Source organism: Pseudarthrobacter sp. NPDC058196, from assembly GCF_042882685.1.
In the GTDB taxonomy this organism is placed as follows: domain Bacteria; phylum Actinomycetota; class Actinomycetes; order Actinomycetales; family Micrococcaceae; genus Arthrobacter.
Map to the genome: position 1 here is coordinate 142,687 of NZ_JBHVVN010000012.1, position 13,208 is coordinate 155,894.

Annotated in this window: 12 protein-coding genes; 5 read left to right on the top strand and 7 right to left on the bottom strand. The window is 68.5% G+C overall.

Annotation, left to right across the window (positions count from 1 at the left end):
• Nucleotides 1-4 precede the first annotated feature (4 nt).
• Complete coding sequence (locus tag ACFVVC_RS17840; RefSeq protein ID WP_387456191.1) at nucleotides 5-1,498, top strand: APC family permease; 1,494 nt, start codon at nucleotides 5-7, stop codon at nucleotides 1,496-1,498.
• Entirely contained in the window at nucleotides 1,495-2,670 is a 1,176-nt protein-coding gene (locus ACFVVC_RS17845) for an acyl-CoA dehydrogenase family protein (protein ID WP_387456194.1), read from the top strand. Before ACFVVC_RS17840 ends, ACFVVC_RS17845 begins: the two co-directional genes overlap by 4 nt.
• Before the next feature lie 25 nt (nucleotides 2,671-2,695).
• On the opposite strand, the gene ACFVVC_RS17850 is transcribed toward ACFVVC_RS17845, so the two are convergent.
• Genes ACFVVC_RS17850 through ACFVVC_RS17870 form a run of 5 tightly spaced genes read right to left on the bottom strand, consistent with a single transcriptional unit; the run spans nucleotide 2,696 to nucleotide 7,978 of the window.
• Complete coding sequence (locus tag ACFVVC_RS17850) at nucleotides 2,696-3,466, bottom strand: SDR family oxidoreductase (RefSeq protein ID WP_387456197.1); 771 nt, start codon at nucleotides 3,464-3,466, stop codon at nucleotides 2,696-2,698.
• A gap of 35 nt (nucleotides 3,467-3,501) precedes the next feature.
• Nucleotides 3,502-4,863 carry an MFS transporter gene (locus ACFVVC_RS17855; RefSeq protein WP_387456200.1) on the bottom strand — a complete coding sequence of 454 codons (1,362 nt, stop codon included), beginning with the start codon at nucleotides 4,861-4,863 and terminating at the stop codon, nucleotides 3,502-3,504.
• Nucleotides 4,860-5,366 (bottom strand): winged helix-turn-helix transcriptional regulator, encoded by a 507-nt coding sequence (locus ACFVVC_RS17860; RefSeq protein ID WP_387456203.1) that lies wholly within the window; start codon nucleotides 5,364-5,366, stop codon nucleotides 4,860-4,862. The genes ACFVVC_RS17855 and ACFVVC_RS17860 overlap by 4 nt, the downstream gene beginning before the upstream one ends.
• A 52-nt stretch (nucleotides 5,367-5,418) precedes the next feature.
• Nucleotides 5,419-6,582: a cystathionine gamma-synthase gene (locus ACFVVC_RS17865; protein ID WP_387456206.1), complete on the bottom strand. Its 1,164-nt coding sequence runs from the start codon at nucleotides 6,580-6,582 to the stop codon at nucleotides 5,419-5,421.
• Between the two features lie 10 nt (nucleotides 6,583-6,592).
• A complete protein-coding gene (locus ACFVVC_RS17870) occupies nucleotides 6,593-7,978 on the bottom strand; it encodes a cystathionine beta-synthase (RefSeq protein ID WP_387456208.1) in 1,386 nt (461 codons plus the stop codon).
• 62 nt (nucleotides 7,979-8,040) lie between these two features.
• On the opposite strand from ACFVVC_RS17870, the gene ACFVVC_RS17875 reads away from it, so the two are divergent.
• Entirely contained in the window at nucleotides 8,041-9,225 is a 1,185-nt protein-coding gene (locus ACFVVC_RS17875) for an SLC13 family permease (protein ID WP_387456303.1), read from the top strand.
• Between the two features lie 20 nt (nucleotides 9,226-9,245).
• On the opposite strand, the gene ACFVVC_RS17880 is transcribed toward ACFVVC_RS17875, so the two are convergent.
• Nucleotides 9,246-9,659: a VOC family protein gene (locus ACFVVC_RS17880; RefSeq protein ID WP_387456211.1), complete on the bottom strand. Its 414-nt coding sequence runs from the start codon at nucleotides 9,657-9,659 to the stop codon at nucleotides 9,246-9,248.
• Between the two features lie 140 nt (nucleotides 9,660-9,799).
• Here ACFVVC_RS17880 and ACFVVC_RS17885 point away from each other — a divergent pair, with 140 nt between their 5' ends.
• Both ACFVVC_RS17885 and ACFVVC_RS17890 read left to right on the top strand, forming a co-directional pair.
• Nucleotides 9,800-10,783: a DNA-3-methyladenine glycosylase family protein gene (locus ACFVVC_RS17885; protein ID WP_387456214.1), complete on the top strand. Its 984-nt coding sequence runs from the start codon at nucleotides 9,800-9,802 to the stop codon at nucleotides 10,781-10,783.
• Nucleotides 10,784-10,890: 107 nt separating this feature from the next.
• Nucleotides 10,891-11,466 (top strand): hypothetical protein, encoded by a 576-nt coding sequence (locus tag ACFVVC_RS17890; protein ID WP_387456216.1) that lies wholly within the window; start codon nucleotides 10,891-10,893, stop codon nucleotides 11,464-11,466.
• Here ACFVVC_RS17890 and ACFVVC_RS17895 read toward each other — a convergent pair.
• Nucleotides 11,463-13,139: an AMP-binding protein gene (locus ACFVVC_RS17895; protein ID WP_387456219.1), complete on the bottom strand. Its 1,677-nt coding sequence runs from the start codon at nucleotides 13,137-13,139 to the stop codon at nucleotides 11,463-11,465. The genes ACFVVC_RS17890 and ACFVVC_RS17895 overlap by 4 nt on opposite strands.
• Between the last annotated feature and the right edge of the window lie 69 nt (nucleotides 13,140-13,208).

Genomic DNA, 13,208 nt, shown 5'->3' on the forward strand with positions numbered 1-13,208 from the left:
CAGCATGAGCACGGATATCACGACGACGGGAGGCCCCGGCGGGGGGCCTGGCGCCCCGGTGCCGGGCAAGGGATTGCGGGCCGGGATCCTGGACCTGGGCGACTCGGTAATGCTGGGGCTGGCCTCCACCGCCCCGGTGTACTCGCTGGCCGCCACCTTGGGCCTGATCGTTGCCGTCAACGGCAACTACACTCCCTTGATCCTGCTGCTGGGATTCGTCCCGGTCCTGTTCATCGCCTACGCCTTCCGCGAGCTCAACAGTGCCATCCCGGACTGCGGCACCACTTTCACCTGGTCCCGCCAGGCTTTCGGCCCGTGGGCGGGCTGGTTGGGCGGCTGGGGAGTGGCACTGGCCGGGATCGTGGTCCTGGCCAACCTCGCCCAGGTGGCCGGCCAGTATGTGTGGCTGCTGGTGGGTGACGGGTCGCTGGCTCAGAACAAGGTGGTGGTCACCGCCACGGGCCTGCTGTTCATCGTCTTGATGACCCTGGTGAACTACCGCGGCATCCGGCTGGGCGAGCACGTCCAGCGGGTACTGACCTATGTCCAGTACATCGCCCTGGGCGTCTTCGCGCTTGCCCTGGTGGTGCGGATCGTGGGCGGCGCCCCGGAGGGCCAGGCCTTCGACATCGAGTGGTTCAACCCGGCGGGAGCCTTTGCCGATCCCGGCGCCGTGGTGCATGGAACCCTCCTTGCCCTGTTCATCTACTGGGGCTGGGACACCTGCCTTGCCGTGAACGAGGAGACCGAGAATCCCGCCAGTACGCCCGGCCGCGGGGCCGTGATCTCGGCTTTCGTCCTGATGGCGATCTATGTGTCGGTGGCACTGCTGGTGATGATGTACGCCACCGTGGGCTCCGAGGGCATCGGCCTGGGCAACGCGGCAAACAAGGACGACGTCTTCCTCGCCATGAAGGACGTCGTCCTGGGACCGTGGGGCTGGCTGATCGTCGTCGCGGTCCTGGCGTCCGTCCTGTCCTCCACCCAGACCACCATCCTGCCCACCGCGCGCGGAACGTTGTCCATGGGCGTCCACGGAGCCCTGCCGGCGAAGTTCGCCGAGGTGCACCCGCGCAACCAGACCCCGGGGTTCTCCACCCAGGTGATGGGCGGCGCGGCAGCTGCCTACTACGTGGCCATGAGCTTCCTGAGCGAGAACCTGCTGGCGGACTCCATCAGCGCCATCAGCCTCTTCATCGCGTTCTACTACGCCCTGACGGGGTACGCCTGTTTCTGGTACTTCCGGACCACCCTGCGGGATTCCGCACGGAACCTCTGGTTCCGCGGCATCCTGCCCCTGCTCGGGGCGCTGCTGCTGACGGCTGCGTTCTTCGTCTCGGCCGTGCAGATGTGGGACCCGGCGTACGGCGATACCCGGATCCTCGGCGTCGGCGGTGCCTTTGTCAGCGGCGTGGTGCTGCTGGTGCTGGGCGTGGTACTGGCAGCCGTGTGCAGGTTCCTGCCTGCCACCCGCGGCTACTTCGAGGTGAAGCGTTGAGCGCCGGCCCGTCCGATGTCCTGGACATCGACTCGCTGCTGTCGGCGGACGAACTGGAGCTCCGCGATCACATCCGGGACTTCACCCGCCAGCGGATCAAGCCGGATATCGCCCGTTGGTACGAGGACGCGGTATTCCCGCTGGAGCTGGCCACCGAACTCGGCGAGCTGGGCGTCCTTGGCATGCATCTGGAAGGCTATGGCTGCCCGGGCCGGACCGCCGTCGAATACGGACTCGCGGCCATGGAACTGGAAGCGGGCGACTCCGGCATCCGCACGTTCGTGTCCGTCCAGGGTTCGCTGGCCATGACCGCCATCCACACCTGGGGCTCGGAGGAGCAGAAGCAGGAGTGGCTGCCGCGGATGGCCGCCGGCGAGGTGATCGGCTGCTTCGCGCTGACCGAACCCACGGCAGGATCAGATCCCGCCGCCATGGCCACCAATGCCCAGCGCGACGGCAGTGGAGACGACGCCGGCTGGGTGCTCAACGGGGCCAAGCGCTGGATCGGCCTGGCCTCGGTGGCCGGCGTGATGGTGGTGTGGGCCATGACGGACGACGGCGTGCACGGATTCCTGGTGCCGGCCGGAACGCCCGGCGTGACGGCAACGCCCATCCGGCAGAAGCTTTCCATGCGCGCGTCCATCCAGTGCGACGTGGTGTTCGACGACGTCCGGCTGGGCCCGGAGGCGCTGTTGCCTGCTGCCCGCGGGCTGCGTGGCCCGTTCACCTGCCTGAACGAGGCCCGGTACGGCATTGCGTGGGGCGCCATGGGCGCGGCCCGTGACTCCTACGAGGCCGCGCTGGCCTATTCGCTGGACCGGCTGCAGTTCGGCAAACCGCTGGCCGGGTACCAGCTCACGCAGGAGAAGCTGGTGAACATGCTGCTGGAGATCCAGAAGGGCACCCTGTTGGCGCTGCACCTGGGCCGGCTGAAGGACGCCGGGACCCTCCGGCCGGAGCAGATCTCGCTGGCCAAGCTGAACAACGTCCGCGAGGCCATCGCCGTGGCGCGCGAAGCCCGGACCATCCTGGGCGGGAACGGCATCACCGGCGACTACTCGCCGCTCCGGCACGCCGCGAACCTCGAGTCGGTCCGCACCTATGAGGGCACCGACGAGGTCCACACCCTGATCCTGGGCAGGCATATCACCGGGTTGGGCGCCTTCCACTGACCCTGTCCCGGGGCCGCAGGAAACCTCAGGCCGAGAACCCGCCGTCGGCCTTGATCAGCTGCCCGGACACCCAGCGGCCGGCCGGGGAGAGCAGGAACGCCACGGTTCCGGCGACGTCGGCAGGGGTGCCGAGGCGGCCGGCGGGCTGCTGGGCGGTGAGCTCTTGCCGCACGTCGGAAGTCATCCAGCCCGTATCCACCGGCCCGGGGTTCAGGACGTTCGCCGAGATGCGCTGTGGACCCAGCTCGCGTGCGGCGGCAATGACGATCCGGTCCAGGGCGCCTTTCGAGGCCCCGTAGGGAAGGTTGAACGCGGTGTGGTCGCTGGTCAGTGCCACGATCGCGCCGCCATCGTCCGTGGCCTGGCGGGCGAACGCGGCGATCAACTGCCAGCTGGCGCGCGTGTTCACGGCGAAGTGCCGGTCAAAGGACTCAACGGTGGTGTCCAGCACCCCCGAATCCACCGATTCGGCGTGGCTGAGGACCAGGCCCCGCAGCGGACCGGCAAGCTCCACGGCCTGGGCCACCAGCCTGTCCGGCACGCCGGGGTCCTGCAGGTCTGCGGGAAGGGCGTGGACGGTGGCGCCGATGGCTTCGAGCTCGGCGGTAAGGCGGAGGACGTCGTCCGGCTCACTCCCCCACGGCATCCGGGCGTCATAGCCGGCCCAATAGGAGAGGACGAGGTCCCAGCCATCGGCAGCCAGCTGCCTGGCGATGCCGGCGCCGAGGTTCCCGGTGCGCCCGGCACCGGTGACCAGGGCAACGGGACGGGCAGCTGCGGGTGCGTCTGATTCCATCCGACCAGCCTAGCGGCGCCTCGTGGGGCGCCGGCTCAGGACGCCGCCGGCTCCGCTTCCCGCGAATTTCGGTCCCGGCGGATGGTGGCGCTGATAACCGCAGCGATGGTGCACATGGCCGCCGCACCCATCCAAGCGTAGGTGTAGTGCCCGGTGGCATCGCGCAGCGCTCCGGCGGCAATGGCGGCCGCGGCGGCGCCGAGCTGGTGGGCCGCGAACACCCAGCCGAAGACCACGCTGCCGTCCGCACCGAACGTCTCGCGGCAGATGGCGGCCGTGGGGGGAACGGTGGCTACCCAGTCCAGGCCGTAGATCACCACGAACACGATCATGCTGGGCTGCACCTCGGCGTTCAGCAGCAGCGGCAGCACCAGCAGGCCGATGCCGCGGAACTGGTAGTAGACGGCCAGCAGGACGCGTGGATTGAACCGGTCGGTCAGCCAGCCGGAGGCGATGGTGCCGATGATGTCGAAGACCCCGACGACGGCAAGCAGTCCCGCGGCCGTGGTTTCGGGCATGCCGTGGTCGTGCGCGGAGGGGATGAAGTGGGTGCCGATCAGCCCGTTGGTGGTGGCTCCGCAGATGGCGAAACCCGCCGCCAGTGCCCAGAACGTCCGGACTTTGATGGCCCGGCGGAGAACCTGGAGGGCGCGGACAGCCGCGTTCGCGCGTGGACCGTCCGCGGCTGCGGGGGGTTTGGCTCCTTCCGGCTCCAGGGCATCAGCGGCCGCCGGGGGCAGGGCACCGTACGGCAGCACCCCGACGTCGGCGGGCGAGTTCTTGAGGAACTTCAGCACCAGCGGGACCACCGCGAGGGCGCCGGCAGCGATCAGCAGGGACGCCTGCCGCCAGCCGGGGTCCTGGGCCAGCAGGGCGATGAACGGCAGGAAGACGAGCTGGCCGGCCGCGCTGCCGGCGGTCAGGATGCCGATGACCAGCCCACGGTTTTTGGTGAACCAGGTGTTGGCGATGGTGGCCGCGAAGACCAAGGCCATGGAACCCGTGCCGAGGCCGATCAGCAGGCCCCAGGTCAGCAGGATCTGCCAGGACTGGTTGACCAGCACCGTCAAGGCGCTGCCGAGGCCGATCAGGACCAGGGCTGTTGCCGTGACGGCCCGGATGCCGAACCGTTCCATCAGCGCCGCGGCGAACGGTGCGGTCAGGCCGAACAGGACAAGATTGATGCTGACCGCTGCTGACAGGACCGTGGTGGACCAGCCGAACTCCTGCTGGAGCGGGACCATGAGGACCCCGGGGGCCGCCCGGAATCCGGCTGCTCCCACCAAAGCGAGGAAAGCTACCGCGGCAACCATCCACGCGGGGTGCAGCCGGGGGCGCTTTACCTGCGGGATGGCCTCCTCCGTGGCTTCGGCCGCTTTCCAGGGCATCGCGTTCATGCGGCCGCTCCGTTCCGGGCCGCGGTGGACAACCGGATGGGCTGCTCGGACCGCGACCGGCTGTGCCAGCTGGTGTTCGCGGCGGTGAGCCGTTCCCCGCACCAGGTGCAGGTGTCAGCCGAGGTGGTGGGTTTCCCGCAGCCCGCGTGGATGACGTACAGGTGGGCCTGGTCCGAGGGTGCGGGAAGGTGCTTCTCCGCCCAGATGGTGACCGCGTTCAGGACCGGGAGCGCGTCTTCCCCCATGGGAGTCAGCACATATTCCTGGCGGGTGCGGCCGCCGTCGTCGTACGCCTTCTTCTCCAGCAGGCCGGACTCAACGAGACCCGCGAGCCGCTTGGTGAGGACCGAGTCGGCTACTTCGAGGCGCGCCTTCATGGGGTCGAAGCGGCCGTTCCCGAAGAAGACCTCGCGCAGGACCAGGACGGACCAGGGGTCGCCCAGGATGTCCAGGCCGCGGGCCATGCTGCAGGTGCGTTGGGACCAGTCGGATCGGAGAGGCATAGGGGAACCCTAGCTGACTTTCTTCAAGAAAGCCAGCGTTCCTCTGCAGCCGCTAGGGTATTGCGGAAAAGGCCTGGTCCAGGTCGGCGATGAGGTCCTCGACGTCCTCGATGCCGCAGGACAGGCGCAGCAGGTTGACCGGAACTGCCAGCTCGGTGCCCTTGACCGAGGCGTGGGTCATCTCGGACGGGTAGTTCATCAGCGATTCGATCCCGCCCAGCGATTCGGCCAGGGTGAACACGGTGGTGGACTCTGCCACCTTGCGGGCAGCGGCTTCACCGCCCTTGAACTGCACGGACACCATGCCGCCGAACTTGCGCATCTGCCGCCTGGCGAGTTCGTGGCCGGGGTGCGACGGCAGGCCCGGGTACAGCACAGCTTCCACCTCGGGTCGCTCCAGGAGCCACTCGGCCACTGCCTGGCCGTTCTCACTGTGCCGGTCCATGCGCACGCCAAGCGTCTTCAGCCCGCGGGTGGTCAGGAAGGCGTCCATCGGGCCGGACACCGCGCCCACCGCGAACTGCACGAACCCGATCTTCTCCGCCAGCTCCGCGTCCTTGACCACCACGGCGCCGCCTACCACATCCGAGTGTCCGCCGATGTACTTGGTGGTGGAGTGGACCACGACGTCGGCACCGAGGGCGAGCGGGTTCTGCAGGTAGGGCGAGGCGAAGGTGTTGTCCACCACCAGCAGGGCGCCGGCGGCGTGGGCGATGTCCGCGAGCGCGGCGATGTCCGTGATCCTCATCAGCGGGTTGGAGGGGGTCTCCACCCACACGAAGCGCGTCTTGTTGGCGGCCACGGCGCTGCGGACCGTGTCCAGGTTGGCCATGTCCACGGGGGTGTTGCCGATCCCCCAGTCGCCCAGCACGCGGCTGATCAGCCGGTAAGTGCCGCCGTAGGCGTCATTGCCGAGCACGATGTGGTCCCCCGGGCGGGTGAGGGCGCGGATGAGGGCGTCTTCCGCGGCCAGGCCGGAGCTGAAGCTGTAGGCGTGCGTGCCCCGCTCCAAGGCGGCGAGCTGTTCCTGCAGCGCGTCCCGGGTGGGGTTGCCGCCGCGGCCGTACTCGTAGCCGCTGCGCAGTCCGCCGATGCCGTCCTGGGCGTAGGTGGAACTGAAGTGCAGCGGCGGCACCACGGCACCGGTACGCGGCTCGAAGGCCTGGCCGGCATGGACGGCGCGGGTGTTGAAACCTTGGTTCTCAGAGGCAGTCATGGGTGCTCCTTTAGTTGCTCAGGTAGGCCAGCAGGTCGTGCCGGGTGAGGATGCCCACGGGCGCGCCCACGAAGGTGACCATCAGGGTATCCGCGTCCGAGAGCAGCTCCCTGGCGGCGGAGATGGTTTCTAGCGATCCGATCACGGGCAGCTTGGGTCCCATGTGCTCGGAGATTTTGTCAGTCAGTTTCGCTTCGCCGCGGAACAGCTTGGCGGTCAGCGTGCGCTCGTCCACGGCGCCCAGGACCTCGCCCATCACCACGGGCGGTTCCTGCGAGAGGACCGGGATGTGGCTGACGCCGAATTCGGTCATGATGTTGATGACGTCGCGCACGGATTCGTTGGGGTGGATGTGCACCAGGTCCGGCAGTTCGCCGTTCTTGGACTTGATGACCTCCCCCACTGACGTTTCCTCGCCGCCGGAGAGGAAGCCGTAGGACCGCATCCACTGGTCGTTGAAGATCTTGGCCAGGTAACCGCGGCCCGAGTCCGGCAGGATGACGACGACGACGGCACTTTCCGGCAGGTCCCGCGCCGCCTTGAGGGCTGCCACGACGGCCATCCCGGAGGAACCGCCCACCAGCAGGCCTTCCTCCCGGGCGAGGCGCCGGGTCATGGCGAAGGAGTCGGCGTCGCTGACGGCGATCACGTCGTCGGGGACGGACTTGTCGTAGTTGCCGGGCCACATGTCCTCGCCCACGCCCTCGACGAAGTAGGGCCGCCCGGTCCCGCCCGAGTAGACCGAGCCCTCGGGGTCGGCGCCGATGATCCGGACCACGCCGCCGTCGGACTCCGGCCGGTCCGCCGAAACTTCCTTCAGGTAGCGGCCGGTGCCGGTAATGGTGCCGCCAGTACCGGCGCCGATGACGCAGTGCGTGACCCTGCCGTCGGTATCGCGCCAAATCTCCGGGCCGGTGGTCTTGTAATGGCTGCCCGGCGCGGCCGGGTTGGAGAACTGGTCCGGCTTGTAGGCACCGGGTGTCTCACGGGTGATCCGGTCCGAGACACCGTAATAGCTTTGCGGGCTGTCCGGCGGCACCGACGTGGGCGTGACCACAACTTCGGCGCCGTAGGCCTGCAGCACGGCACGCTTGTCCTCGCCCACCTTGTCCGGGACCACGAAGATGCATTTGTAGCCCTTTTGCTGCGCCACCAGGGCCAGGCCCACGCCGGTGTTGCCGGACGTCGGCTCCACGATGGTGCCGCCGGGCTTCAGTTTGCCTTCGCGTTCGGCGTCCTCGATCATCTGTGCCGCAATACGGTCCTTGATGGAGCCGCCGGGGTTCAGGTACTCCAGTTTGACCAAAACGGTCGCTTTGATGCCGTCGGTCACGTGGTTGAGTTTGATCAGTGGCGTATTGCCGATGAGGTCCAGGATGGACTGGGCGTACTTCATAGATACAAAGCTACCGCTTCCTGCGCGCCGTTCCCTGCCCGGGATGCGAGGATAGCCCGGTGATGCAGTTCGCATGGCTGAAAGCGGCCCGGAGCTACCTGCTGCCCGGCGCAACCCTGGCGGCAGGCTTGGCCACCCTCGCCGTCGGTGCCCTCCCCGTCCCGGCCTTCGACGAGTTGGCCGGACGTACCATTCCCATCCTGGCTTTCGTACTGGCTATGTCCCTGGTGACGGAACTGGTGGATGAGGCAGGGCTGTTCCGCGTGGTGACGGACCGCTTGGCGGCGATGGGCCGGGGCCGCGTCTTCACCCTGTGGCTGCTGGTGGTGGCCGTCGCCACGGTGGCCACCGTGTTCCTGTCCCTGGACACCACCGCGGTGCTGGTGACACCCGTGGTTGTCCTCCTGGCCGTCCACGCCCGGATCCCTCCGCTGCCGTTCGCGCTGACCAGCATCTGGTTGGCGAACACGGCCTCACTCCTGCTGCCCGTCTCCAACCTGACCAACCTGCTGGCGCAGGACCGGCTTGGCCTGAGCCCATGGCGATTCGCGGGACTAGTGTGGGCGCCCGCCGTCGTGGGACTGCTGGTCCCCCTCATCCTGCTGTGGCTGGCGTTCCGGCGGGACCTGCGCGGAACCTACGGGCCGCAGCCGTCCCATCCCGTCCGCGACCGCACCCTGTTGAAGGCCGCCGCGGTGACGCTGCTGGTCCTGCTCCCGGCCCTGGTGTCAGGTGTCCCGGTCCAGTACCCGGCCCTTGCCGCAGCGGCGGTCCTGCTGGCCGTCTTCCTGCGCCGCAGGCCCTCGGCTTTGCGGTGGTCCATGATCCCTTGGCGGCCGCTGATGCTGACAGTGGGCCTGTTCATGCTCATGGAAACGCTGCACGCACACGGGCTGACCACCCTGCTGGCCGGCATAGCCGGGTCGGGCGACGGCCTGCCGGCGCTCCTGCAGCTGGCCGGGCTGGGCGCGGGCGCGGCCAACGCCGCGAACAACCTTCCCGCCTACCTGGCCCTGGAGCCGGTGGCCGGATCACCGGCCAGGCTGGCCGCCCTGTTGATCGGCGTGAACCTGGGCCCGCTGGTGAGCCCGTGGGCTTCGCTGGCCACGCTGTTGTGGCATGAGCGGCTGCGGGTGCTGAACGTCCCGGTCAGGTGGGGCGGGTTTGCGGTGGCCGGACTGGTGGCCGTCGTGCTGACGGTGCCGCTGGCCGTACTGGCGCTGTGGCTGGTTTCCGGGATGCCCTGACGGCTCGTTTTCCGTGGTGCTCAGGAGCCGTCCGGGGTCCCGGTGGCCTGCGGCGCAAGGTTCTGCCAGAGCCCCATCACGTTGCCCTCGGAATCCTGGAAGTACGCCGTATAGCCCATGCCCGGGATCTCGTTCCTGGGCATGACCACCGCACCGCCCAGCTCCTCCACCGTCTTCAGTGTGGCGTTGATGTCCTGGACGTCCACGGTGATGACGGGGGCGGTGATCCGGCCTTCCCGGGCCATCATTCCGCCGTTGATCGCTCCCGGCGTGGTTGGCTGGCCCGTCGCCGCATCCATGTCCGTGGTGATGACCATGGTGTAGTCCATCCCCGGCACCGGTTCCATCCGCCACCCCAGGGCTTCCTGGTAAAACTTCCTTGCCCGCTCAGGGTCGTCCGCGGGAATCTCGAAATGCACTGCTCCGCCCACCATGGCCTCCTCGTTCTTTGCGGCACGGCTTGTGGACAGTCCGTTGCCCGCGCGCCACCCGCAGTGATCCTAGGTCCCGGCCGCGATGCGGAGAAGGGCCGATGGTCCCGCCGGTGTCGGTGGGCCGTGGGACCATGGAAGACATGACGATCGCAGACGCACCTCCCCGGCTGGCGGCCGCCGCGGACGTGTCCCTGCGCTGGTATCCGGAGGCTCCCTACAGCTTGTCGCGGACCCTTGGCCCGCTGCTGCGCGGCAACAGTGATCCGTCCTTCTGCGTCCAGGGCGATGGCATCTGGAACGCCTTCACGGCCCCCACCGGGCCGGCCACCCTGCGGCTGGCCCCCGCGGGCGGCAAAGCGGGCGGCCCCTGGGTGGACGTCCAGGCGTGGGGCCCGGGTGCAGCAGCCGCGGTCCAGGCGGCCCCCCGGCTGTTGGGGGCCGACGACGACTGGCGGGGTTTCGACGAACCCGCCTTCCATGCCACGCTGCCCCGCATGGTCCGGGAGGCACGCCGGAGCGGCCAGTCCCTGCGCCTGCCCGCGAGCGGCCGCATGGTGGACCAGCTGGTGCCCATCATCCTGGAGCAAAAGGTGACGGTGATTGAGGCCCGGCGCGCCTACCGGTACCTGGTCCACCGGTATGGGACGCCGGCCCCGAGCGCGGGGCCCTCCACTCCGGCAGGACTTATGGTGGCGCCAACGGCGGCACAGTGGCTGCAGGTGCCCAGCTGGGAGTGGCACAAGGCCGGTGTGGGTCCCCAGCGTTCCGCCACCGTCATGCGGGCGCTGCGCTCCGCCGCCGCCCTGGAACGGCTGGCAGCGCTGCCGGCTGCGGAAGCCGCGGAAAGAATGCAGGTGATTCCCGGGATCGGTGTCTGGACCGCCGCCGAGGTGGTGCAGCGCACCCACGGCTGCCCGGACTCCATCGCGGTGGGCGATTACCACCTGGCGGCCTACATCGGGGCCGCGCTCACCGGGCGCAGGACCGACGACGCCGGCATGATCCGGCTGCTGGAACCCTGGCGGGGGCACCGGCAACGGGTGGTGCGGATGATCCAGAGCACCGGTTACCGCAAGCCCACTTTTGGCCCGCGGATGACCATCCAGGACCACCGCCGGCACTGAGGTCCATCACGGCCCGGCCGCAGGTGCTTGATCCGGACCGCGATGGGTACAGCTACGGTGTGGCGTCCGGCCGGGCCGACGGCCGGACCACGATCGAGAGGATCCCCATGAGCTCCAACCCAGGCAACACCCAGGCCGGCGGGGAACCCCTGGACGAGGATCCAACCGGGCAGGACCCCACCGCCGTGGACCCCGGCGAGGACTGGAAGGTGCAACTCCAGCTGGCGATCTTCGACGTCACCAGGAACGCAAAGGGCAGGAACCAGGACGAGATCCGGGACCTGCTCCTGGCCGAGTTCAGCCGCCGGGGCATCGAGTCCCCGCCCGGGACCTGGCTGGACTCGGTGGCTTCGTCGGCGCACTACGGCGAGCCCTACATCGTTGACCTTCCGGCCGCGGTGGCGGCGGACGCCCTGGAGCCCGCCCCCACAGAGGACGTTAGGGAAGGGCTCGCCGCACGGCGTGAGCTCCGGCACGAGAAACTGCCCGACGGAATCCTCCCCGCACCATCCGAGTGGAACATTCCGGCCAACGAGGTCACCGCCGGCAGTACGCCCAAGGCCTCCCTGACCGGAAGGAACGGTGCAGCCGTCCTTGCAGCGGCGGCAGCAGCCGTCGCCGCGGCCGCCCTGGTGGCGGTTGCCGTCCGTAAGCGTACTGGTCGCCGACGGGTGGACGCCTAGAGTCCCAGCCGGGCCACCGCTTCCTCGCGCATCTGGACTTTGCGGATCTTCCCGGAGACCGTCATGGGGAAGCTCTCCCGGACCTCCACGTAGCGGGGAACCTTGTAGTGCGCCAGCCGGCCGCGACAGAACTCAGCCACTGCCGCCGCATCCAGCGGTTCTGCCCCCGGTTTGAGGATGATGCAGGCCATCAGTTCCTCGCCGTATTTGGCATCCGGGACCCCGATGACCTGGACGTCCTGGATGGCGGGATGGGTGTACAGGAACTCCTCGATCTCCCGCGGGTAGATGTTCTCGCCGCCCCGGATCACCATGTCCTTGATCCGGCCTTCCACCACCACGTACCCGTCCGGGTCCATGCGGGCAAGGTCACCGGTGTGCATCCAGCCGTCGGCATCGATCGCCTCCGCTGTCTTGTCCGGCTGGTTCCAATACCCGGACATCACGGCGTAGCCCCGGGTGCAGAGTTCTCCGATCTGCCCGCGTTCAAGGTCTTCACCAGTGGCAGGATCCACGATCTTGCTCTCCAGTTGCGGCATGGTCCGGCCCACCGTCTCCGTACGCTGCCTGAGCGTGTCACCCTTGCGTGTCATGGTGGACACCGGGGACGTTTCGGTCATGCCGTAGCAGATGGCCACATCCACCATGTTCATCTCGGAAATCACCCGGTTCATCACCTCGATGGGGCACAGGGAGCCCGCCATCACCCCGGTCCGGAGGGTCGAAAGGTCATAGGAGCCGAAGTCCGGCAGCGCCAGCTCTGCGATGAACATGGTGGGCACGCCATACAGGGACGTCCCCGCAAAATCCTGCACCGCCTCGAGTGCGGCGGCTGGCGAGAAACCGCGGCCGGGGATGATGGTGGCGGCTCCGTGGCTGAGGGCATTCAGGTTGCCGATCACCATCCCGAAGCAGTGGTAGAACGGCACGGGGATGACCACCCGGTCGTGTTCGGTGTACCCCAGCAACTCGCCGATCGCGTAGCCGTTGTTCAGGATGTTGTGGTGGGTCAGCGTGGCGCCTTTGGGGAACCCCGTGGTGCCGGAGGTGTATTGCAGGTTGATGGGATCGTGCGGGCTGAGCTCGGCCATGCGGGCCTTCAGGGCAGCGTGGCCGACGTCGTCCGCCCGCTTGAGCAGCTCAGCGTAGGTGAGTTCCGCACCACTTTGGGGGACGCCGGACGCCAGCCCGTCCAGGCCGTGGTCCGGCAGGAAGACGAGTTCCTTCAGGTCGGGGCACGCGTCGAGGGCCTTGCGGGCCATGCCGACATAGTCGCTGTTGCTGTCCGACGGCGCCGTGACCAGCATGCGCATGCCGTTTTGCCGGACGACGAATTCGAGTTCGTGGCTGCGGTAGGCGGGGTTGACGTTCACCAGGATCACGCCGGCCTTGGCGGTGGCGTACTGCAGGAGCGTCCACTCGGCGCAGTTGGGGCTCCAGATGCCCACACGCTCCCCCTTGGCGACACCCAGGGCGAGGAGGGCCCTGGCCAGCCGGTCGACGTCGTCGTTCATTTTGGTGTAACTCCAGCGCCGCGCATCGGCGCCGGGCACGGGTGCGGCCTCGATCAGTGCGTCATGGAGCGGAAACTGCGCGGCGACGCGCTCGAAGTTCGCGCCGATGGTTTCGTCCAGGAGCGGGACGTCAGTGTCCCCGGCTGTAAAAGCACGCATGCTGGAACGCTACCAACAGGATCCCGGCAGGAGAAGGAAGGCGGGGCCCGAAGCGGGCGCAACACAGGA